19 protein-coding genes are annotated in these 21,848 nt (G+C 65.9%); 14 read left to right on the forward strand and 5 right to left on the reverse strand.

Annotated features, from left to right (window positions below):
• Positions 1-38: 38 nt before the first annotated feature.
• Together EJO69_RS11225 and EJO69_RS11230 are read left to right on the forward strand one after the other, a co-directional pair.
• On the forward strand, positions 39-890 hold the full coding sequence (locus tag EJO69_RS11225) for a ketopantoate reductase family protein (protein ID WP_126041870.1): 852 nt from the start codon (positions 39-41) through the stop codon (positions 888-890).
• Positions 887-1,474, forward strand: a complete 588-nt coding sequence (locus tag EJO69_RS11230) for a GNAT family N-acetyltransferase (RefSeq protein ID WP_126041872.1) — start codon at positions 887-889, stop codon at positions 1,472-1,474. Before EJO69_RS11225 ends, EJO69_RS11230 begins: the two co-directional genes overlap by 4 nt.
• 85 nt (positions 1,475-1,559) lie before the next feature.
• On the opposite strand, the gene EJO69_RS11235 is transcribed toward EJO69_RS11230, so the two are convergent.
• Entirely contained in the window at positions 1,560-2,102 is a 543-nt protein-coding gene (locus EJO69_RS11235; protein WP_126041874.1) for a YceI family protein, read from the reverse strand.
• A gap of 216 nt (positions 2,103-2,318) precedes the next feature.
• Here EJO69_RS11235 and EJO69_RS11240 point away from each other — a divergent pair, with 216 nt between their 5' ends.
• The 5 genes from EJO69_RS11240 (at position 2,319) to EJO69_RS11260 (ending at position 10,413) form a co-directional block, all read left to right on the forward strand.
• Positions 2,319-3,554, forward strand: a complete 1,236-nt coding sequence (locus tag EJO69_RS11240; RefSeq protein ID WP_126041876.1) for a M18 family aminopeptidase — start codon at positions 2,319-2,321, stop codon at positions 3,552-3,554.
• A 407-nt stretch (positions 3,555-3,961) separates the two neighbouring features.
• Positions 3,962-5,788 carry an ABC transporter substrate-binding protein gene (locus tag EJO69_RS11245; protein WP_245993650.1) on the forward strand — a complete coding sequence of 609 codons (1,827 nt, stop codon included), beginning with the start codon at positions 3,962-3,964 and terminating at the stop codon, positions 5,786-5,788.
• A gap of 305 nt (positions 5,789-6,093) precedes the next feature.
• The gene (locus EJO69_RS11250; protein WP_245993652.1) at positions 6,094-7,581 is read left to right on the forward strand and encodes an ABC transporter permease; all 1,488 of its coding nucleotides are present in this window, start codon (positions 6,094-6,096) and stop codon (positions 7,579-7,581) included.
• Between the two features lie 37 nt (positions 7,582-7,618).
• Entirely contained in the window at positions 7,619-8,638 is a 1,020-nt protein-coding gene (locus EJO69_RS11255; protein ID WP_126041882.1) for an ABC transporter permease, read from the forward strand.
• Positions 8,635-10,413 (forward strand): ABC transporter ATP-binding protein, encoded by a 1,779-nt coding sequence (locus tag EJO69_RS11260; protein WP_126041884.1) that lies wholly within the window; start codon positions 8,635-8,637, stop codon positions 10,411-10,413. Before EJO69_RS11255 ends, EJO69_RS11260 begins: the two co-directional genes overlap by 4 nt.
• A 134-nt stretch (positions 10,414-10,547) precedes the next feature.
• Here EJO69_RS11260 and EJO69_RS11265 read toward each other — a convergent pair whose 3' ends face one another.
• Positions 10,548-11,159, reverse strand: coding sequence for a hypothetical protein (locus EJO69_RS11265; RefSeq protein WP_126041886.1), 612 nt, complete (start codon positions 11,157-11,159; stop codon positions 10,548-10,550).
• Between the two features lie 174 nt (positions 11,160-11,333).
• Here EJO69_RS11265 and typA point away from each other — a divergent pair, with 174 nt between their 5' ends.
• The 5 genes from typA to dapC are packed head-to-tail and all read left to right on the forward strand — an operon-like array spanning position 11,334 to position 16,910.
• Positions 11,334-13,262 (forward strand): translational GTPase TypA, encoded by a 1,929-nt coding sequence (gene typA, locus EJO69_RS11270; RefSeq protein WP_126041888.1) that lies wholly within the window; start codon positions 11,334-11,336, stop codon positions 13,260-13,262.
• Positions 13,262-13,699: a hypothetical protein gene (locus tag EJO69_RS11275; RefSeq protein WP_126041890.1), complete on the forward strand. Its 438-nt coding sequence runs from the start codon at positions 13,262-13,264 to the stop codon at positions 13,697-13,699. The genes typA and EJO69_RS11275 overlap by 1 nt, the downstream gene beginning before the upstream one ends.
• The gene (locus tag EJO69_RS11280; RefSeq protein WP_126041892.1) at positions 13,686-15,404 is read left to right on the forward strand and encodes a VanW family protein; all 1,719 of its coding nucleotides are present in this window, start codon (positions 13,686-13,688) and stop codon (positions 15,402-15,404) included. The genes EJO69_RS11275 and EJO69_RS11280 overlap by 14 nt, the downstream gene beginning before the upstream one ends.
• Positions 15,405-15,456: 52 nt before the next feature.
• The gene (fdxA, locus tag EJO69_RS11285) at positions 15,457-15,780 is read left to right on the forward strand and encodes a ferredoxin (protein ID WP_126041894.1); all 324 of its coding nucleotides are present in this window, start codon (positions 15,457-15,459) and stop codon (positions 15,778-15,780) included.
• Positions 15,780-16,910, forward strand: coding sequence for a succinyldiaminopimelate transaminase (gene dapC, locus EJO69_RS11290; RefSeq protein ID WP_126041896.1), 1,131 nt, complete (start codon positions 15,780-15,782; stop codon positions 16,908-16,910). The genes fdxA and dapC overlap by 1 nt, the downstream gene beginning before the upstream one ends.
• Positions 16,911-17,025: 115 nt before the next feature.
• Here dapC and EJO69_RS11295 read toward each other — a convergent pair whose 3' ends face one another.
• Genes EJO69_RS11295 through EJO69_RS11305 form a run of 3 tightly spaced genes read right to left on the reverse strand, consistent with a single transcriptional unit; the run spans position 17,026 to position 19,985 of the window.
• Entirely contained in the window at positions 17,026-17,865 is an 840-nt protein-coding gene (locus EJO69_RS11295) for an NUDIX domain-containing protein (RefSeq protein WP_126041898.1), read from the reverse strand.
• On the reverse strand, positions 17,855-18,451 hold the full coding sequence (locus tag EJO69_RS11300) for a Maf family protein (protein WP_126041900.1): 597 nt from the start codon (positions 18,449-18,451) through the stop codon (positions 17,855-17,857). Before EJO69_RS11300 ends, EJO69_RS11295 begins: the two co-directional genes overlap by 11 nt.
• Entirely contained in the window at positions 18,432-19,985 is a 1,554-nt protein-coding gene (locus tag EJO69_RS11305) for a DUF885 domain-containing protein (protein WP_126041902.1), read from the reverse strand. The genes EJO69_RS11300 and EJO69_RS11305 overlap by 20 nt, the downstream gene beginning before the upstream one ends.
• A gap of 69 nt (positions 19,986-20,054) precedes the next feature.
• Here EJO69_RS11305 and EJO69_RS11310 point away from each other — a divergent pair, with 69 nt between their 5' ends.
• Positions 20,055-21,086 (forward strand): adenylate/guanylate cyclase domain-containing protein, encoded by a 1,032-nt coding sequence (locus tag EJO69_RS11310; RefSeq protein ID WP_126041904.1) that lies wholly within the window; start codon positions 20,055-20,057, stop codon positions 21,084-21,086.
• A gap of 81 nt (positions 21,087-21,167) precedes the next feature.
• On the forward strand, positions 21,168-21,845 hold the full coding sequence (locus EJO69_RS11315) for a response regulator transcription factor (RefSeq protein ID WP_126041906.1): 678 nt from the start codon (positions 21,168-21,170) through the stop codon (positions 21,843-21,845).
• Positions 21,846-21,848 lie beyond the last annotated feature (3 nt).

The following is a 21,848-nucleotide window of genomic DNA, read 5'->3' on the forward strand; positions in this document are numbered from 1 at the left end:
TTTCATCGCCCTCGTCGACCGGCAGTAGGCTGGGAATCGTGCTCAGCATCATTGGCCCCGGCGGGGTCGGCGGCGTCCTCGCCGTCATCGCGAAGAACAGTGGAATAGACGTCGAGGTGGTCGCGAGGCCCGAGACTGCCGCGCTCATCAACGAGCGCGGGCTCGAGCTGACCTCAGTCCACCACGGAGACTCGCTGGTCAGCGTCCCAGCACGCACCGAACCGAGCCCCGGATCCTCGATCATCCTCGCCACGAAGTCGTACTCCCTGCCCGAGATCACCGACAGCGTGGCGCGCTCGCGGCCGGCGGAGATCCTCGCCCTGTTCAACGGCGTCGCCCACGTCGATCGGGTCCACGAGCTCCCGGCGCCGCGGATCACCTGCGGCTCGATCAAAATCGTCGCCGAGCGGATCGCACCGGGCCGGCTCATTCATCACTCCGCCTTCACGATCGTCGATGTCGAGGAGGCTGCGGCGGACTGGCAGGTGACCGCCATGCTGAGGCGGAGCGGGGTCCAGGTCGAGGTCGGGGGAGGGGAGATGGAGGTGCTGTGGCGCAAGCTCCGCTTCCTCGCGCCGATGGCGCTGCTCACGGCATCGACCGGCAGGCCGCTCGGCCCCGCCCTCGACGGGGGCGATGCCCTTATCGCCGAGGTCGCCGCGATCGCCTCCGCATCGGGGCTGGCGACGGCGCCCGAACAGATCAGAGCCAACCTGGCAAAGGTTGCCCCCGACTCATCGTCGTCCCTGGCGCGAGACGTCGAGGCGGGGAACAGAACAGAGCTCGACGCCCTCGGCCACGATCTCATCCGCAGGGCGAGAGCGGCCGGCATTCCCGTCCCCGCACTGGAGGCGGCAGTGAATCGAATTGAAGCAAGGATGATGTCATGATGATCAGCCCCGCGAGGGAGAGCGACCTCGCAACCATTGCGGACCACCTCGGGAGGACGTTCGCCGCAGATCCCTCGATCGGCTGGATCCTACGCAGGACGGCTGACCCCGTCGCGCTGACGACCGCGTATTACAGAATCGTCGTCGAAGGGGTTCACAGGATCGGCCACATCGATGTCGCGCGTGAGGGCGACGCGTATCTCGGGTGCGCTGTCTGGCTGCCGCCCGGGGCCGATCTTCCGGCGCCCTCACCGGCTCAGGCGCTGTCGCTTCTGCGGCAGGCCAAGGGAGCATGGGTTCCGCTCGTGCGCTATCTCGCGGCGACGAGCAGGGTGCGCCTGCCTTTCCCAGCGTGGTACCTCGCCGTCATCGCCGTCGATGACTCCGCCCGAGGGAAGGGCGTCGGCTCGGCTCTGCTCGACGCGGGGCTTGAGCGGTGCGGGACAGACCCGATCAGGCTCGAGGCGACGTCGGCGCGCTCCGCCAAGCTCTACGAGTCCCGGGGCTTCATCCACCTCGGCGATCTCACGACGCCGGCTCCCACGCCGGAGCACTACATGTGGCGCCCGCGCCTCGACGGCTGAACCGGCTGGCGCCCCGAGAGCGAGTGCGCGGTCAGAATAGGACGATGCCCGGCAGGTGACTGCCGGGCATCGGACGTTCAGGCGTTCAGGCGGCCTTGATGGCCGAGATCTCGAACTCGAGGGTGATCTTCTCCGAGACGAGGAGGCCGCCGGTCTTGAGCGGGACATCGAAGTCGATGTTCCAGTCCTTGCGGTTGACGACGACGGAGCCCTCGAGGCCGACGCGCTCGTTGCCGAACGGGTCCTCTGCGACGCCCATGTAGTCGAAGTCGATGGTGACGGGCTTCGTGGTGCCCTTGATCGTGAGGTCGCCGGTCACGACCAGCGAGTCGCCGGAGGCGGCAATGTCGGTGGACTCGAAGGTGATCTCCGGGTGGTTCTCAACGTCGAAGAAGTCTCCGCCGCGAACGTGGTTGTCGCGGTCCTCGTTGCGGGTGTCGATCGAGTCTGCCTTGATCGTGACGGTGATCTTCGCGTTCTCAAGGTTCTCGCCGGTCGTTGCCGTGCCCTCGAAGTCGGAGAAGCGGCCGCGGACCTTGGTCACCATGGCGTGACGGGCGACGAAGCCGAGCTGCGTGTGCGAGGGGTCGAGGGTGTAGGTGCCGGAGAGCGTGTTGAGAGTTGTCATGCGAGTGTCCTTCGATGTTGGGGATCTGGTGGGCGGTTGTCTGCCGCGCTGGTACCCAGTCTGACACGGGATGGTTGAAACTTCAACCGTTTCGAATTCAACGATGTGGTGAGCCTCGTCACGCCGGGTTTGGAGCGGTGGCAGACGGTCTGTCGCGCGGGCGTGCAGCGGGGGCGGGGCCGGTGTGATGACCGGCCCTCCGGTACCGTTGGGGGCATGGACCGCTATGCCTCTTTCATCTCAGCAAGCCCCTCCTCCTTCCACGCCGCGCGCGAGGTCGCCCGGCGGCTCGAGGGCGCCGGATATCGCAGACAGAAGGAGACGGAGCCCTGGCGCGCCTCCCCCGGGGGGCACGTCATGGTCCGCGACGGCGCCGTCATCGCCTGGTGGGTCCCGGAGAAGATGGACGACCTGCGCTTCTCGATCGTCGGTGCGCACACCGATTCGCCGACCTTCAAGGTGAAGCCCACGCCGCAGTCCGAGGTTGAGGGCTATGGACAGGTCAACGTCGAGACCTATGGTGGCCTGCTCGGGAACTCGTGGCTCAACAGGGACCTGGCGCTCGCCGGGCGTGTCGTCACCGAGTCGGGGGAGCACCTTGTCAACACCGGACCGATCATGGTGATCCCGCAGCTCGCGATCCACCTCGACCGCTCCGCGCGGGACGGGGTCGATCTCAACAGGCAGCAGCACCTTCACCCGATCTTCTCGGTGGGAGGCGGGGACCTGCTCGCCCACGTCGCCGAATCGGCCGGCGTGGAAGAGCCGATCCTCGGATTCGACCTGGTCGCGGCGGATACTCAGGCACCCGAGCGGATCGGTCCCGCGGGTGAGTTCTTCGCCGCGGGCAGGCAGGACAACCTCCTCTCCGTCCACGCGGCGCTGGAGGCGCTCGAGCAGCTCTCGGCGACGAACGGCTCCGTCGCCGTGCTCGCCGCCTTCGACCACGAGGAGATCGGCTCCGGGACCCCGACCGGGGCGGCCGGTCCCATCCTCGAGACAGTCCTGCGGCGGACGGCCGCGGCGCTGGGAGCGGAGACGGAGGATGAGATTCAGCAGGCCTTCGCGCGCTCGTCGTGCCTGAGCGCCGACTGCGGTCACGCCGTCCACCCCAACTACGCCGACAAGCACGATCCCGCGCACCGCCCCGTGCTCGGGGGCGGGCCCCTCCTCAAGCACAACGCCAACCAGGCGTACATGACGGATGGCTGGGGCACCGCGCTCTGGAGCAGGGTGCTCGGCCACGCCGGTGTCGCGGGCCAGGACTTCGTCTCGCGCAATGACGTGCCCTGTGGCTCGACGATCGGGCCGCTCACTGCGACGCGGCTCGGCATCAGGACGCTCGATGTGGGCGCGCCGCTGCTGTCGATGCATTCAATCCGCGAGCTCAGCCACGTGGACGACATCGAGGCGATGGCGAAGGCCATCGCGGCCTATTGGGAGATCGCCTAGACCATCTGGACATGCGGGGGCGCGCCGGGCATGCGCCTCCGCATCGCCGTACGTGCGCGTCAGGACGCCGACGGTGCGGCGGGTGTGCGCCGATTCGCGTGCACTGAGAACTCCGTGGGCACCGATGTGGTCATGGTCGATATGACTCTGGCAGGGGCAGTTCGTGGCGGTTGGCGGGGCCCTCAGGTTCGGACGCCGGGCGCCGCCCAACAGGCCGTCGAGTATAACAACTTGATAAAACGGCCCGGTACGTGGGCGATGTGTTCGACAGCACCATGCGGTTATGTATACTGCAGTGACTTAAGACAACTGGGTCTCGACCCTGTTGGACAAGCCAACTCCGCGGCTTTCATCCCCCGGGATGGATGCCGCGAAGCAATTTCATTACACAGATCAAAGGTGACACAGTGAAGCGTAGAAAGACATATTCGCTTATCGCTGCGACGGCCGCTGCAGCATTGGTGCTCAGCGCATGTACCGCGGATAGCGATGACGCAGAAGAGACAACAGGTGGGACCGACACGGAGACCACCGACGGCGGCGACAACGGCGACGCCGCTGGCCCCGACGGCGTCGTGTCGTTCACGACGGGCGCCGATGAGTACAACGGCTACAACGGTTTCCTGTCGAGCACGTACTCGACCCACAACTCGGTCATCAACGAGCGCATGTCGACGGGCTTCGGCTTCTTCAATGCGAACGGCGAATGGCAGAACGGCACCGACCTCGGCTCGTACGAGATGATCTCGGATGACCCGCTGACCGTGGAATACACGATCAACGAGGAGGCCGTCTACCAGGGTGGCACCCCGATCACGTGCGAGGATTACTACATGGACTGGGTCTCCCAGAACCCGCAGTGGATCCTCGACGGCCAAGCAGAAGCCGGCAACACGAACGAGGACGGCAGCGGCGCCCCCCTGTTCGACCACGTCTCTGACTCCGGCACCTACGCGCTCCCCGTTGAGAACGGCCCCGAGTGCGAGACCGGCGACAAGTCGTTCACCGTCACCTACAACGCACCGAACCCCGACTGGGAGCTCGTGATCTCCTCGGCGCTTCCGTCACACGTCATGGCCGAGAAGGTCGGACTGTCGAAGGAAGAGCTGTTCGAGGCCTTCAAGAACGAGGACTTCGAGGTGGCCCAGCAGGTCGCCGACGCGTGGAACAACTGGTACTCCCCGAACCCGGGCGAGATCCAGCCCATCGAAGAGGTTCCCTCCTTCGGTCCCTTCACCTACATGGAGGGTGGCTGGCAGCCCGGCGAGTACATCACGCTCGTCCCGAACCCGGACTGGTGGGGCGAGGCCCCCGGCGTTGAAGAGCTCGTCTTCCGCTTCATCGCTCCCGAGGGTCAGCTCCAGGCACTCGAGAACCAGGACGTCAACGTCATCGAGCCGCAGGGCACCCAGGTCGCACTCGACTCGCTCGAGGCGATGGACGGCATCGAGATCCTCACGGGTCCGACCATGATCTGGGAGCACCTCGACTACAACTGGGCCGAAGGCTCCGTCTTCTCTGATGCGAACGGCGGCTTCGAGCTCCGTGAGGCATTCGCCTACTGTGCACCGCGCGAAGACATCGTCGAGCGTCTCGTCCGTCCCCTCGATGAGGAGACTGAGGTCATGAACCTCCGCGAGTACTTCCCGAGCGATGCCGACTACGACGAGGTCCTCGACGCAGCCTACGACGGCCGCTACGACACCGTTGACATCGAACGTGCGACCGAGCTCGTCGAGGCCTCCGGCGTCGAGAACCCGACCGTCCGCATCGGCTACTCCGCACCGAACCAGCGTCGCTCCGACACTGTCGCTCTGATCCAGTCCTCCTGTGCAGAGGCCGGCATCACCGTTGAGGACATCGGCTCCGCCGACTTCTTCGCACCGGGTGGCGCCCTCGACACCGGCAACTACGACATTGCGCTCTTCGCATGGTCCGGCTCCGGCCAGATCGTCTCGGGCCGCAACATCTACCACACCAATGGTCAGCAGAACTACCACGCGTGGTCGAACGAGACCGTCGACGCCGAGTGGGACAAGATCAATGGCAGCCTCGACGAGAACGTCTGGCTCGAGTCGAAGAAGATCATCGAGACTGAGCTCTGGAACGATCTCTTCAACCTGCCCATCTACGCCCATCCGGGCATCGTCGCCCACACCGAAGGCCTGCAGAACGTTGAGCGCAACCTCACGCAGACCGGCGTTGTGTGGAACGCTGAAGAGTGGACCTGGTAGGGTCTCCGAACTCTGAAAGTCCCAACTGAAAGCCGCGCAGCGGCGGGAACGGTATACAGCCTGCTTCCTGCCGCTGCGCGGCTTCACTTTGACTATGCGTCCACTCGCACGCAGGTCACGGGCGGAAATTAGATTTCGCACAGGGGGGAGCGTCCCCCTACAATGCGTACAGTGTGTTCCGAGGCCACCCTCACTCAACGTACTTGTCGCGGGCGGATCAGCTTCCGAAGAGCTTGGGACACAACTTCCAGAAAGAAGTACGAGACGTGTTCAAATTTGTATTGAAGAGAATCGGGATATCCCTGATGATTCTCTTTTTCGCATCGTTCCTGGTCTATGGCCTGACGGTCCACTCGGGCGACCCTCTTGCGGATCTTCGCGAACAGAACGATGCCAATCGACAGAACCGCATCGATCAGCGCGTCGCTCAGATGCGGCTGAACGACCCCTGGATAGTCCGCTACGGGGACTGGCTCCGAGGAATCCTCGGCTGCGTCCGCCTCCAGTGTGACTTCGGTGAGAACCGCTCCGGACAGGACGTCAACGCGCTGCTCGCCAATGCTGCCGAGTCGACGATTCGCCTCGTCCTGCTCGCGACGATCCTCGGCATCCTCGTCGGTGTCTTCTTCGGCGTCATGGCAGCGATCCGCCAGTACTCCGGCTTCGACTACAGCGTCACCTTCATCGCCTTTGTCTTCTACTCGCTGCCGGCATTCGTCTTCGCGGTGCTCCTCAAGGAGTTCGGCGCGATCCGATTCAACAACTGGTTGGCGGAACCAGCGTTCAACACAGTCTTCATTGTGTTGGTGGCGGGCATCTTCGCTGTCTTCGTCCAGGCGATCATCGCCGGACCGATGAAGAACCGGATCATCAGCGGGGCCGTCGCCTTCGCAGCCGCCGCCGCGGTCTTCGTCATTCTCGACGTGACCGACTGGGTCGACAACCCCATCGCAGGCCTGTGGATGCCGATCACGACGGGCATCGCAGCAGCTGTCATGTTCACAGCTCTGCTGTCCAGCATCACCAACCGACGCGCGATCTTCAGCGCGCTCGGCTCGGCCGGCGCGATGGTCCTGCTCGTCGTCATCTTCGCCGAGCGTCTCGAGCAGCCGACGTGGACGTTCCTCATCGTTCTCCTGCTCGCCGGCGTTGCCCTCGCAGTCGTCATCAGCCAGGTCTTCGGCGGATACGCGAAGCGCTCAATCACATGGGCGAGCATCTGGACTGTCGTCTCGGTCGGCTTCGCCGTCCTCGTCGACTACCTTGCGCGCAACTGGTCCGACTATGTCGAGCTGGTTCGGGGTCGCCCGATCTCAACGATCGGCTCGATGTCACCGAACTTCCGGGGTGCCGACGACTTCTGGCTGTCCCTTCTCGACACCTCGACGCACCTCATTCTCCCGACGCTGTCGCTCACCCTCATGTCGGTGGCCTCGTACACGCGATACACGCGGTCGTCGATGCTCGAGGTGCTCGGACAGGACTACGTCCGTACGGCCCGCGCCAAGGGACTCCCCGAGCACACGGTCATGACGCGCCATGCCTTCCGCAACGCTCTTCTTCCCATCACCACCATCGTCGCCTTCGACTTCGCCTCCCTCATCGGCGGCGCCGTCATCACAGAGAAGGTGTTCGGCTGGAAGGGCATGGGTGAGCTGTTCGAGACGGGCCTGAGGAATGTCGACCCGGACCCGGTCATGGCCTTCTTCATCGTGACGGGCGGTATCGCCGTGCTCATGAACATGCTGGCCGACATCATGTACGCGTACATCGACCCGAGGATCAGACGGTGAGTCGCATGGTCAATGGAATTCTGAGGAGTGACTCGTAATGGACAACACCGATCCGAAGGCCCACATGGCGGCTGTGGGAAATTTCAACGTCGCCGAACTCGATGACGAGGTTTTGGATTCGACGACGAATAAGTCGTACTCGCAGGGCCAGCTCGTCCTGCGGCGCTTCCTCCGCCACCGCGCGGCGATGATCTCGCTCGTGGTCTTCCTCTTCATCATCGTCCTCGCCTTCTCCTCGATCGGCTTCGGCCCCGTGCCGGGCTGGTGGAAGTACGGCTACGAGTCGACGCACCCGATCGTCAATGATCGTGCGCCCACCCTCGGCTGGTTCACGCTCGGTGAGCACCCGATGGGTCAGGACACGGCGGGCAAGGACTACTTCGCGCTCATCATGCGCGGTACGCAGCGCTCGATCATCATCGCCTTCATCGTCGGCATCGTCTCAACTCTTATCGGCACGATCATCGGCGCCCTGTCGGGTTACCTGCGCGGCTGGGTCGAGACGATCCTCATGCGCATGACCGATCTCTTCATCGTCATCCCGCTGCTCCTCCTCGCGGCCGTCGTCGGCCAGCTCGCCAGCGAGCGCCTCGGAGGCGGCATCATCATGCTCGCCCTCCTGCTCGGCTTCCTCTCGTGGACGTCCCTGGCCCGCCTCGTGCGCGGCGAGGTGCTGTCACTCCGTGAGCGCGAGTTCGTCTATGCGGCGCAGGCGCTGGGTGCTTCGACGCCCCGCATCATCATCAAGCACATCCTCCCGAACGCCCTCGGCACGATCATCGTCTCGGCGACGCTCGCCATCGCGGCCGCGATCCTCCTGGAGACGTCGCTGTCGTTCCTCGGCTTCGGCGTCAAGTCCCCCGACACGTCACTCGGCCTGCTGATCTCGCAGTACCAGCAGAAGTTCTCGAGCCAGCCGTGGCTGTTCTATTGGCCCGCGGGCTTCATCCTCGCGATCGCCCTGTCCGTCAACTTCATCGGCGACGGCCTGCGCGATGCGTTCGATCCCCGCCAGAAGGGCAAAGCCAAGCGATTCAAGAAGGTGGCCAAGGCATGATCTTCGGCAGCAGCAAAGCGAAGAAGGACCGCGAGGCCCACCGCCAGGCGGGCCGCAAGGACATCGTCAAGGTCCACGAGAAGACGGACCACCCGGTTCTGTCGTTCAGTGACCTCGACGTTCAGTTCGGCACGGAGTTCGGTCGTGTCCACGCCGTCCGCGGCGTCGACATCGACATCCATCCCGGTGAAGTGGTCGCCCTCGTGGGCGAGTCCGGCTCCGGCAAGTCCGTGACCTCGATGTCGGCCCTCGGCCTGCTTCCCGGCAACGCGGCCGTCGACGGTGAGATCACCGTGGCCGGACACGCGGTGCGGTCGATGTCGGCGAGGGGATGGCGTCGCCTGCGCGGCGTGGATATCGCCATGGTGTTCCAGGAGCCGATGACGGCCCTCAACCCGGTTCTCACGATCGGTACGCAGATCACCGAGGCTCTTGAGCTTCACGAGATCGCGTACGGCAGTGCGGCAGAGGCTCGCGCAGTCGAGCTGCTCCGCATGGTCGGCATCGACAACCCCGAGGGCCGCATCAAGCAGTACCCGCACGAGCTCTCGGGCGGTCAGCGCCAGCGCGTCGTCATCGCGATCGCGATCTCCTGCAATCCCGCAGTCATCGTTGCCGATGAGCCGACCACGGCTCTCGATGTGACGGTTCAGGCCGATATCCTCGACCTGCTGCGCTCCCTCAAGGACAAGCTCAACACCGGCATCCTCCTCATCACCCACTCGATGGGCGTCGTGGCGGATATGGCGGACCGTGTTCACGTCATGTTCCGCGGCAACATCGTCGAGTCCGGCAGCGTGACCGAGGTCCTCAACCATCCGAAGCACCCGTACACGCAGCGCCTCCTGCGGGCTGTCCCGCACCTCGGCCAGGGCCGCGCCCAGTTCGGTCTCAAGGAGCTGACGAAGGACTCGCTCGACCTGTCGAAGACCGTCCTTCAGGCGAAGGACCTCATCGTCGAGTACGACGTGTGGGGCAAAGAGCCGTTCCGGGCCGTCGACGAGGTGTCGTTCGATGTCGCCGAACGTGAGATCGTCGGTCTCGTCGGCGAGTCCGGCTCCGGCAAGTCGACCATCGGCAAGTGCATCCTCGGCCTCCAGCCCGCAGCCGGCGGCGAGGTCAAGCTGTTCGGCCAGAACATGATCGGCCGGAACAAGGAGGAGCAGAAGGCAGTCCGTAAGGATGTCGGCGTCATCTTCCAGGACCCGGCCGCCTCCCTCAACCCGCGCTTCCCCGTGGGTGACACGATCGCTGAGCCGCTCGTCGTCCACAGGGTCGGCACCAAGCAGGAGCAGCAGGACCGAGTCTACGAGCTGCTCGATGCCGTCCAGCTGCCGCGGTCGACCTTCAACAGGTTCCCGCACGAGCTGTCCGGCGGTCAGCGCCAGCGTGTGTCGATCGCCCGTGCGCTCGCCCTCAACCCGGCCCTCCTCATCGCTGATGAGCCGACCTCGGCTCTCGACGTGTCGGTCCAGGCCACGGTGCTCAAGATGCTGGCTGAACTGCAGGATGAGTTCGGCTTCGCCTGCCTCTTCATCTCCCACGATCTCGCAGTCGTCGACCTCATGGCCAACCGTGTCGTCGTCCTGCAGAACGGCAAGGTCGTCGAGCAGGGTCTGTGTGCGGACGTCCTCCACGATCCCAAGCAGGAGTACACCAAGCGTCTCATCGCCGCCGCTCCGGTTCCGGAGCCGCTCGAGCAGAAGCGCCGCCGCGAGGAGCGCCACAGGCTCCTGCGGGAGTTCGGCGAGGACATCTCCGAGCTCAAGATCTGACAGATCATCAGCAGTGGGGGTGCGGACCGTCCGGTCCGCACCCCCACTGTCATCTTCTCAGCGACGTCATCGCGCCGCGGCGTATTCGACGGTGCCGAGCGCTGGCGGCAGCCGGCACCCGATCCTGCGACCGTTCAGGCGACGATCTCCTGGACGCCGAGAACGATGAGGGCGAGGCCGATGATGACGGTGCCGATTCGCATCGGATTGACCGAGGTCGTCCTCGGCCGGTGGGGTGCCGTGCGACTGAACTCGCGGGCCATGCGGGAGATGAGGGAGCTCGCCTCCCTTATCGACGGCACGAGGGTGTGCTGGCCGGCGTCGTGGACCGGGATGTAGGTGTGCTTCGGCTCGCTCTTCGCGAGTGGGTTGCCGGGCCGAAGCTGTTCCCGGCCCCGGGTGAGCCCGCCCGATCCGGGGAAGGAGCTCACCGGGTCTGAGTTACCGGGCGAGAGGATCTGCATGCCGAATCGAGTATCGAGCGTGTCATAGTCCCGCCAGGAGACCCACCGGTCGACGAACCAGTTTTGGATGTGGAGGCCATCCCGGTCGAGGTGAAGGGCCGGCTGGTAGAAGAAGATGAAGACGATGAGGACCGCTCCGAGCGCGATGATGAGGGGCGGGAAGAAGCCCTCCGTTGCGGGATCGATGTAGAGCGAGGCGACGAACAGGGCGATGAAGACGAGGGAGACTCCGAAGCGGACATACTGGCCCGTCGATCGCAGCCGATAGATCGGTTCTGTCATGCCTCCATTGTCGCAGGTGGACGCCGGCGAACTGAGAAGGCGCCGAACGTGCACGTGTGGTGATCTGGCTCGCTCTGCATCGTCAGGGGACCCTGCGACGGCTACGATTTACCGGGGCCTTGTCTAAGGCCATCCGCATGCGCTTCGCGCCCAGAAAGGAACCGAGCTACGCCGGTGAAATCAACTCGCTCAGATATTCGTAACGTCGCCATCATCGCCCACGTCGATCATGGCAAGACAACCCTGGTCGATGCCATGCTGTGGCAGTCGGACGTCTTCGACTCCCACGCCTCCGTCGAATCCACGGGTGAGCGTGTCATGGACTCCGGTGACCTCGAGCGCGAGAAGGGCATCACGATCCTCGCGAAGAACACGGCGATCACGTACCGCGGCCCCGCGGCCGCGAAGCACGGTGCCCCCGACGGCGTGACGATCAACGTTGTCGACACCCCGGGTCACGCCGACTTCGGTGGTGAGGTCGAGCGTGCACTGTCCATGGTCGACGGTGTCGTCCTCCTCGTCGACGCGTCCGAGGGTCCGCTGCCCCAGACGCGCTTCGTCCTCCGCAAGGCTCTCGCCGGGCGCCTGCCCGTCATCGTCGTCGTCAACAAGGTTGACAGGCCCGACTCCCGGATCGATGAGGTCGTCTCCGAGACGACGGACCTCCTCCTCAACCTCGCCTCCGATCTTGAGGGCGACGTCGATGAGACGGTCGACGTCGATGCGATCCTCGACGTGCCGGTCATCTACGCCTCCGGCAAGGCCGGCCGGGCCTCGACCGTTCAGCCCGAGGATGGCACGCTGCCGGACTCGACGGACCTCGAGCCCCTCTTCGACGCGATTCTCGCGAACATCCCTGCGCCCACGTTCGACGATGAGGCGCCGGTCGCCGCACAGGTGACGAACCTCGACGCCTCGCCGTTCCTCGGCAGGCTCGCCCTCATCCGCGTCCACTCGGGCACGATCCGCAAGGGTCAGACGCTCGGCTGGCGCCAGCAGGACGGGACCATGAAGTCGGCGAGGATCTCCGAGCTGCTCCGCACCGTCGGACTCGACCGCGTCCCGGACACGGAGGCGGGCCCGGGCGACATCGTCGCCATCGCCGGCATCCCCGACATCACGATCGGCGACTCTCTTGTCGATGCGGACAACCCCGTCGACCTTCCCAAGATCCATGTCGATGAGCCGGCGATCTCGCTCACGATCGGGACGAACACGTCCCCGCTGGCCGGCAAGGTCAAGGGCCATAAGCTGACGGCGCGTCAGGTCAAGGACCGTCTCGACCGCGAGCTCGTCGGCAACGTCTCCCTGCGGGTGCTGCCCACCGAGCGTCCCGACGCGTGGGAGGTGCAGGGCAGGGGCGAGCTCGCGCTCGCCATCCTCGTCGAGCAGATGAGGAGAGAGGGCTTCGAGCTGACCGTCGGCAAGCCGCAGGTCGTGACGAAGCTCGACGAGAACGGCAAGGTCTTGGAGCCGTACGAGCACATGACGATCGACGTGCCCGAGGAGCATCTCGGTGCCGTCACGCAGCTGATGGCGGGCCGCAAGGGCCGGATGACGACGATGACGAACCACGGCACCGGCTGGGTCCGCATGGAGTACACCGTCCCGTCGCGCGGCCTCATCGGCTTCCGCACCTACTTCCTCACCGAGACCCGCGGCACCGGCATCGCCTCCTCGCTCTTCGCCGGCTACGACGAGTGGGCGGGCCAGATCGAATCCCGCATCACCGGCTCCCTCATCGCCGACCGTCAGGGCGCGGTCACCCCGTTCTCCCTCCTGCGCCTCGAGGACCGCGGCACCTTCTTCGTCGAACCCACCCAGGAGGTCTACGAGGGTATGGTCGTCGGCGAGAACCCGCGCGCCGAGGACATGGAGGTCAACGTGGTGAGGGAGAAGGAGCTGACGAACATGCGTGCCGCCTCGGCCGACGTGTTCGAATCGCTCGTCCCGCCGCGCAGGCTCACCCTCGAGGAGTCGCTCGAGTTCATCGAGGACGACGAGTGCGTCGAGGTCACGCCTGAGACGATCCGCATCCGCAAGCTCATCCTCGACTCGCACGAGCGGGCCCGCGCCAACCGCAAGCGGGCCCAGGGCCGGTAGTGGGCACGTTCCGGGGGCTCATGCGCGGCCCCGAGCAGTCGAGGCGCTCCCGGCGCCTCATCGCCCTCGCCGGGCTCGTGCTCGGCGGGTTCGCGGCCCTGCTCGGGACCGTCACGCACTCGGGCGGCATCGACGGTGGCATCACCGGTCTCGTCGTCGCACTCCTCAGTGTCACCCTCGGATCCGCCGTCTTCACCCTCTTCGCCGGCGCCCCCGGCTGGTTGGGCTTCGGTGCGGGTTTCCTTGCCACGCTCGCCTTGACGGCTATGCGCCCTGCGGGCGACGCGATCGGGGCGCTCTCGCCCGAGCTCAGCGCCTGGTGGTTCTACGGCGGCCCTGTCGCCATTCCCGCAGGTGGCCTGCTCGCGTGGCTCGGCTTTGCGGCCGTGAGCCGCGTTAGACTTGCCCCGGAAGGGGAGCCATATGACGTGGAATGACGAGTGGATCGTCGACGACGAGGGACCGGCAGAACGGGAGAGGCGGCTGTGGCCGTGGATCCTCGCAGGAGCAGCAGCCCTCCTCGCAGTTATCTATATCGTCGCCGCCTTCTGGTTCGCCGGTCGCATCCCGGGCAACACCACCGTCGCCGGCGTTGAGGTCGGCGGCATGTCAGAGGCTGATGCGGCCAGGACGATCGAGGCCGAGCTCGACGACGTCGTCCAGGAGCCTGTCCCCGTTACGATCGTGGGCACCGACATCACCGGCGAGATCGACCCAACCGGGACGGGCGTTGCCATCGACGGTGACGCGACCGTCGACGGCATCACCGGGCTGTCCTTCAACCCGGCGCACCTGTGCCGCCACCTGAGCGGATCGGCTGAGCTCGAACCCGTCGTCACCATCGACGAGAAGGCGCTCGCCGCCGAGATCGACCGACTCAACGAGCAGCTCGGCGCAGAGCCGTCGAACGCGACGATCTCTTTCGCAGGCTCGACGATCCAGACAGAGCCCCAGGTCGACGGCACCGGTATCGATGTCGACAGCGCCGTCGCGGTGCTCAGCAGCGGTTGGCTGTCGGCGACTCGGCCGATCGAGCTTGAGGCCGTCGACCTTGAGCCGACCATTACTGACGAGGATGTCGAGCGGGTCCGAGACGAGCAGGCGGAGCCGCTCGTCGCCGCGCCGCTCACGGTCACCGTCGGCGAGCGCGAGGTCGTCCTCAGGCCGATCGATCTTGCCGCAGCCGCGTCATTCGAGGAGGTCGAGGGCGAGCTGGCGATGATGCTCGACGAGCAGGAGCTGGTCGACCTCGTCGTCGAGGGTGCGGGTGACGACCTCAACGCACCGAGAGACGCTGAGATCCTCATCGAGGACCATGCCGTCGGCCCCGTTATCAAGCCCAGCGAGAAGGGCATGGTCATCGACCGGGAGGCGACCGGCGAGGCCATCGCCCAGGTCGCGACGACTGAGACCCGCACGGTCGCCGCGGTCGTGAGCGAGGAGGATCCTGAGTTCACGACGGCGGATGCTGAGGCACTCGGCATCAAAGAGGTTGTCTCGGAGATCTCGACACCGCTGACGAACGACCCTGTGCGCACGGAGAACCTCATCGTCGGCACCGCGAAGACGAATAACACACTCATCCGCCCCGGCGAGACCTTCTCGCTCCTCGAGCGGCTCGGACCGATCACGGAGGAGAACGGCTTCGTCTCCTCCGGGGTGGTCATGGACGGATTCAACTCGACCGCGCTCGGCGGCGGGCTCTCGCAGCTGTCGACCAATACGTTCAACATCGGTTACAGGGCCGGCATGGAGGACATCGCTCACCAGCCGCACTCGAAGTACTTCGACCGGTACCCGATGGGGGTGGAGGCCACCGTCTGGCAGCCCACAGTTGACATGAAGTGGCGCAATACCAGCCCGTACGGTGTGCTCGTCGAGACGTGGGTTGAGGGCGGCGAGGTTCGCTCCCGGCTCTGGTCGACGTCGTACTACAGCGTCGACATCACCGTCTCGGAGCCCTATAACTTCCGCCAGCCCACGACCGAGGTCAACACCTCACCGGACTGCGAGCCCTATGGGGCGGGCGGGCCCGGCTTCACGGTGGACGTGCGTCGCACCGTCACCCGGGAGGGTGAGATGATCTTCAACAACGCGTACTCGTGGACATATCAGCCGGTCCACGCCGCGGTCTGTGGTTAGACCCGGAAAAATGGGATACTTTCTGGACAGCTGGATGAGAGGACTGTGAATCGTGACTTACGTTATTGCGCTTCCCTGCGTCGATATCAAAGACCGGGCCTGCGTGGACGAGTGCCCCGTGGACTGCATCTACGAGGGCGAGCGAATGCTCTACATCCACCCCGATGAGTGCGTGGACTGCGGCGCCTGCGAGCCCGTCTGCCCTGTCGAGGCCATCTACTACGAGGACGACACTCCCGAGGAGTGGTCGGAGTACTACAAGGCGAACGTCGAATTCTTCGACAAGATCGGCTCGCCCGGTGGAGCCGCGAAGATGGGCGTCATCAACTACGACCATCCGATCGTCGCGGCCCTGCCCAAGGGAATCAACGACTGATGCCGCTCCTGGGGGAGGGCCTGCCCGACTTCCCGTGGGATACCCTTACACCCTTCAAGAAGGCCGCCTACGACTACCCGGGGATCACCGCTGACCTGTCGATCGGCACCCCGGTTGACCCCACCCCGCAGATCGCCATCGATGCCCTGCGGGCCTCCGAGCAGTCGCCGGGATATCCGCCGGCTCTCGGCACGCCCGAGCTTCGGGCTGCCATGGTCAACTGGTGGTCGCGCACCCGCGGTGCGAGTGTCCCCCTCGAGGGGGTCCTGCCGACGATCGGCAGCAAGGAGATGGTCGCGCTCCTGCCGTCGCTCCTCGGCATCATCGGGCACGTCCTCATCCCCGAGATCGCCTACCCGACCTACGACGTCGGGACGCGGCTGAGCGGGGCGACGCCCATCCCGATCGACACGGCGTCCGATCCGGCCACGTGGCCCGACGCCGAGCTCGTCTGGCTCAACTCCCCGAGCAACCCCCACGGGCACGTGCTCGACCGCGAGCAGCTGCGGAGGATCGTCGACTGGGGCCGGGCGACCGAGACGATCATCGCCTCCGACGAGTGCTACGCGGCGCTGCCGTGGGCGGAGCCGTATGTGACCGATGGCGTCCCCTCAATCCTCGCCGACGACATCGCGGGAGAGGATAAGACCGGCCTGCTCGCGCTCTACTCCTCCTCGAAGCAGTCGAACCTCGCCGGATACCGGGCCGCCATGATCGCCGGTGATCCGCGCATCCTCGCTCCCATCATCGAGGTCCGCAAGCACATGGGCTTCCTTATGCCCGGCCCCGTCCAGGCGGCCATGACGGCGATCCTCAGCGACGACACACACGTGGCGGAACAGCGTGAGATCTACCGCAGGCGGCGGGATGTGCTCCTTCGGGCCACCGCGGCAGCCGGTCTCACGGCGGATCCTGAGACGAAGGCCGGCCTCTACCTGTGGCTCGAGGACGAGAGCGGAACGCTCGACGCCTGGGGGATCGTCAAGGCCCTCTCCGAGCGCGGCATCCTCGTCGCGCCGGGAACGTTCTACGGCCAGATGAGCCGCATGAAGGTGCGAATGTCTCTCACGGCCACCGACGAGGCAGTCGATGCTGCCGCGGAGCGGCTCGCGTCCCAACCGCTCGTCTGACTTCCAGAACTCCACCACAACCGTGCTGGACTGACGGCTGTGGTGGAGTGTGCGAGCGTGGCCTCTGGGCCTCTGGGCCTCTGGGCCTCTGGGCCTCTGGGCCTCTGGGTATATGTCAGCGCAGCGTGCGCCGCATCTCCTCCAGCAGCGCCTCGAAGGCGAGCGGGTCGAGCGGGTGGCCGCCTGTGATGTCGAGCCCGAGTGTGAACACCGCTCTGTACTCAGTGACGTCGACGGCGTCCGTGCCGCTCCCGAGAAGTGACGGCGGGATGGCCCCGGTCGGGGATGTGGGTTGGATGGTCGGCTCTGCACCCTCGATGAGGATGTCGGGAAAGAGGGCGACCGTCCGTTCGAAGTTCTCATCCCTCGCGGCGGCCATGCCCGCGAGGATGGGGTCCTGGACCTCGGTCGGCAGGATCGTCGAGGGGATCCCCGAGGCGGCGAGATCGGCCACCGGTCGCTCCCAGTCCGCCGGTAGGCGGTCGGAGTCGACGACGAGCAGTGTGCGGCCCAGCAGGGCCTCAAGCAGGGGCATGCTCTCCTTGAAGGCCGGCATGAGGAGCCGCTCCTCGAGGTTCTTCCAGGGCACCCACTCCATCGCATCCGATTCGTGGTCGGTGGCGATGGCGCGCTGGCCGGCGGATGCTTCGGCGATGCCGCTGGTGTACGACCAGTCGGGGTGATGGAGGGTGGTCGCCGCCCACACGCGGGCTGGACCCAGGCCGGCCTCCTCGTGTGCCTCGCGGAGGCCGCCCTCGATCGGGCTCTCGCCGTAGCCGATCGCGCCTCCGGGGATTCCCCACGTGCCGCCTGACATCGACCACCCGGCGCGCAGCTGCATGATGACCTCGGGGTCGTGGGCGTCGCGCCACGCGAGGATCCCCGCGGCGCCCGCGTGGCCCCAATGGCGGTGCCCGCAGGCGCAGTAGACGATGCCGTCGGCGCTAGATCCCATCCCACAGCTCCGTCACGGAGAGGCCGGCCTGTGTGAGCAGTCGGCGCAGGAGGGGCAGGGAGAGCCCCGTGACGCCGTGAGGATCGCCCTCGAGGCGCTCGATGAAGGGACCGCCGTAGCCGTCGATCGTGAAGGAGCCCGCGACGTGGAGGGGTTCGCCCGTCGCGATGTAGGCCTCGATCTCCGCGTCCGTCATCGGGGCGACGTGAACGGTCGCGTCCGAGACCCCGCCGAATGCTCCCGAAGGGGCGATGAGCCAGTGCCCAGTGAAGAGTACTCCGGCGCGGCCCGCCATCGCCCTCAGGCGCGTCCGTGCCACGTCAGGCGTGTACGGCTTGCCGAGGATCTGGCCGTCCATGACGAACATCGAATCACATCCGATGACGAGGCTCCTGCCGTGGGAGGCGGCAACCGCCTCGGCCTTCGCCCGTGCGAGAGCGAGGACGATATCGGGGGCAGGCGCCTCGGGCATGCGGTCGAGGATCGCGTCCTCGTCCACATCGGAGACGATCACCTCGGGAGTGATCCCCGCCCCGGTGAGGACCGTGAACCGGCCGGGCGAGGCGCTAGCGAGACAGAGCTTCATGCAGCACGTCCAGGCCGAGCGTGCCGAGCGCCAGGGCTCGGGAGTGGAAGTCGCGGCGCGACTCGCCCCTGGCGAGCGCGGCATCGCGCTCCGCCTCCCACAGCCGCTGTCCGATCTTGTAGGACGGAGCCTGCCCGGGCCAACCCAGGTAGCGGTCGAGTTCGAAGGCGAGGAAGGAGCGGTCCATGGCGACGTTCTCGGTGAGGAAATCCCAGGCCTGCTCGGCCGTCCACCCCTTGACGTGGACGCCGATGTCGACGCGCACGCGGGCGGCACGCAGCCGCTGCGAGTCGAGCATGCCGAAGTAATCGGCCGGGTCATCGAGGAAGCCGAGATCCGCCATGAGGCGCTCCGCGTAGAGGGCCCAGCCCTCGCCGTGGCCCGACACCCACGCCGCAGCCCGGCGCCACATGTTGAGGTGCTCGGAGGCGACGGCCGTGCCGATCTGGAGGTGATGGCCGGGGACGCCCTCGTGGTAGACGGTCGTCTTCTCCAGCCACGTGTTGAACGTATCGACGCCCTCGGGGACGGACCACCACATCTGGCCCGGACGGGTCAGATCATCCGACGGCTGGGTGTAGTAGATGCCGCCGGTGCCCGGGTGGAGGACGCGGGCGTCGATCCGGCGGAGCGGCTGCGGGATGTCGAACTCGGAGAGCACGCCCTCGACCGCCTCATCGGCCGTCTTCTGCATCCATGCCCGCAGGTTCTCGCGCCCGTGGATCTGGCGCTCCGGATCGCTGTTGAGCCGGTCGATCGCCTCGGTGATCGTCGTTCCGGGTCCGAACAGGGTCGCGGCGGTCTCCTCCTGCTCGGAGATGATCGAGGCAAGCTCCTCCTCCGCCCAGTCGAACGTCTCGTCGATGTCGACCTTCGAGCCGAGGAAGTAGGCGAGATGGCCCTCGTAGCGCTCCCGGCCGACGGCATCGACGTCGGTGGTCGGCAGGGTCCCGAGGAATTCGGCGAGGCTGGCGAAGGCCGCGCGGGCGGGATGGGTATCGATGTCGTGGTCCTCCAGCTCGGCGAGGACACCGCCCGTCGCGATCTGCTGCGCCTGCGCGATGCAGGCGCGCACCTGGCGTGCGGGGAAGGGCGCGCCCTTGTCGTGGCGCCACGAGAGGCCCTCGCGGTACTGGCGGAGCGCCGTGGGGATCGCGGCCGCCCGCTCACGGATGAGCTCCCAGTCCTCCTCGGTCTCGCGCTCCATGAGATCGAAGGAATCGCGGATGTCCTGGATGGGGGAGGCGATGACGTTGAGGCTGCCGATGTCGTCCTTCGAGATCGCGAGCCACGACTCGAGGCGCTCTGTCATCGCCGCCTTCGTCACCCACTCATCGTCCGTCTGCGGCTCCATCGACGCCAGCTCGGCCAGCGTCGAGGTGTCGAGATCGATCGCCTCCTGGATGCCGTCTGGGGAGAAATCATCGAGCGCTCCGGTCTTCGCCAGGCCCGCGGACGAGGCGAAGAGCGGCGAGATGGCGCAGAAGGAGTCGACATAGGAGTCGGCGAAGGAATCGATGCTCTGTTCACTCATGGGTCCAGCCTACGGCACAGCAAACTCAGCGAGTTGGGGTGGGGGTGAACAGCTGATAAACTATAGCATGTGACCCGCGACACAGATCTTGAGAGAACTCGCCTGACCGTTGAGGCGCGAGCGAACTCTCTCCTCAACGGACAGCCGCAGTTCACTCTCGTCGAGGCAGCCGAACGGCTTGCCGTCGAGCCCCGCATCGTTCGCCGCTTCTGGACGGCCATGGGCTTCCCCGCCATTGAGGACGAGGAGAACGACCGGATCTTCACCGGATTCGACATCGAGATGATGAGGCGACATTTCGACAAGCTGTCCGCCGGCCAGCTCGACGCGACGACCCTCAATTCGCTCGTCCTCGCCCAGGGACACATGGCCGACAGGCTCGCGCTGTGGCAGCACGAGGCCCTTGTTGAGTTTGCGCAGACGACTTTCGAGATCGATGACATCGCGGCCCGCTACTGGGTCATCGACCATATCGATGACTACCTCCAACTCCTCGAGGATCAGATGCGATACGTCTGGCGGCGTCACATGGCCGCCTTCCTGCGCCGCTCCGACCTGGAGCTGCGTCGGCGAGGCCCCGAGAAGGACACCCCGGATCTCATGCCGCTCCAGCGGGCGGTCGGCTTCATCGACCTCGTTGCCTTCACGAGCAAGTCCCGCGAGCTCGGCAGCGACCAGCTCGTCACCTTCATCCGCGACTTCGAGTTCACGTGCCGAGAGATCATCACCGAGAACGGCGCCCGCCTCGTCAAGACTCTGGGCGACGCCGTCATCTTCATCGCCGATGATGTTAAAATCGGCGCCAAGGTCGTCACGGAGTTGGTCCACCAGCTCGGCAGGATTGAGGGGATGCTGCCGGTGCGGGCCTCCCTCCTGTGGGGCAGGGTCGTCTCCTCCTTCGGGGATATCTTCGGGCCCACGGTCAATCTCGCGAGCCGGCTCGTCGACATCGCCGATGAGGGCACCATTCTCATCGATCGGGCGACGTACACGGCGCTTGGCGATGCGGGCCGGAGCACGTACATGGTCCTGCCGTACGGCCAGCAGGAGCTCGGCGGCACCGGCAAGGTCGAGATCTTCGAACTCAAGAGGTTCCGCTAGCACGAGGTCAGTGCTCGGTCAATGTTCAACCCGCTTCCGGGAACGAGACCACATGATTGGTTATGCATCTATACTCGAAGCGTGACTACCGTATTACTTGTTGAAGATGATCTCGCAATCTCAGATCCTCTGGTCCGCGCGCTGGGGCGCGAGGGGTATGAGGTGCGCCCGCACACCACGGGGCGCAGCGCACTCGATGAGCTTCAGAACGGAGCCGACCTCATCATCCTCGACCTCGGCCTGCCGGACATGGACGGACTCGATGTCGCCCGCACCATCAGAAGCCACGGGTCCACGGTCCCGATCCTCATCCTCACCGCGCGTGCGGATGAGGTCGACATGGTGGTCGGGCTCGATGCGGGTGCCGACGATTATGTGACCAAGCCGTTCCGCCTTGCTGAGCTCATGGCGCGAGTCCGCGCCCTGCTTCGCCGGGGTTCAGGCGAAGAGGGGGAGCTCGACATCCTCTCGGCCCAGGACGTCAAGGTCGATGTTGCCGCCCACCGGGCCTGGGTGAGCGGCAAGGAGCTTCACCTGACAGGCAAGGAGTTCGATCTCCTCACCGTCCTCATGCGTGACGCGGGCTCTGTTGTGTCCCGCGAGGAGCTCATGGAGCAGGTGTGGGGCTCGGAGACCGCGTCGTCCACGAAGAAGCTGGACATGCACGTCTCGTGGCTGCGCCGCAAGCTCGGCGACGACGCCGCCGAGCCGACGTACATCTCCACTGTTCGCGGCATGGGTTTCCGGTTCGAGAACTAGACC

The organism is Flaviflexus salsibiostraticola (assembly GCF_003952265.1).
Lineage (GTDB): Bacteria > Actinomycetota > Actinomycetes > Actinomycetales > Actinomycetaceae > Flaviflexus > Flaviflexus salsibiostraticola.

Bases quoted from the DNA above. Each gene is read 5' to 3' on its own strand.
- EJO69_RS11230 (WP_126041872.1), top strand. From the start codon at position 887: ATGATGATCAGCCCCGCGAGGGAGAGCGACCTCGCAACCATTGCGGAC.
- EJO69_RS11235 (WP_126041874.1), bottom strand. From the start codon at position 2,102: ATGACAACTCTCAACACGCTCTCCGGCACCTACACCCTCGACCCCTCG.
- EJO69_RS11240 (WP_126041876.1), top strand. From the start codon at position 2,319: ATGGACCGCTATGCCTCTTTCATCTCAGCAAGCCCCTCCTCCTTCCAC.
- EJO69_RS11250 (WP_245993652.1), top strand. From the start codon at position 6,094: ATGATTCTCTTTTTCGCATCGTTCCTGGTCTATGGCCTGACGGTCCAC.
- EJO69_RS11255 (WP_126041882.1), top strand. From the start codon at position 7,619: ATGGACAACACCGATCCGAAGGCCCACATGGCGGCTGTGGGAAATTTC.
- EJO69_RS11260 (WP_126041884.1), top strand. From the start codon at position 8,635: ATGATCTTCGGCAGCAGCAAAGCGAAGAAGGACCGCGAGGCCCACCGC.
- EJO69_RS11265 (WP_126041886.1), bottom strand. From the start codon at position 11,159: ATGACAGAACCGATCTATCGGCTGCGATCGACGGGCCAGTATGTCCGC.
- EJO69_RS11280 (WP_126041892.1), top strand. From the start codon at position 13,686: ATGACGTGGAATGACGAGTGGATCGTCGACGACGAGGGACCGGCAGAA.
- dapC (WP_126041896.1), top strand. From the start codon at position 15,780: ATGCCGCTCCTGGGGGAGGGCCTGCCCGACTTCCCGTGGGATACCCTT.
- EJO69_RS11295 (WP_126041898.1), bottom strand. From the start codon at position 17,865: ATGGGATCTAGCGCCGACGGCATCGTCTACTGCGCCTGCGGGCACCGC.
- EJO69_RS11300 (WP_126041900.1), bottom strand. From the start codon at position 18,451: ATGAAGCTCTGTCTCGCTAGCGCCTCGCCCGGCCGGTTCACGGTCCTC.
- EJO69_RS11305 (WP_126041902.1), bottom strand. From the start codon at position 19,985: ATGAGTGAACAGAGCATCGATTCCTTCGCCGACTCCTATGTCGACTCC.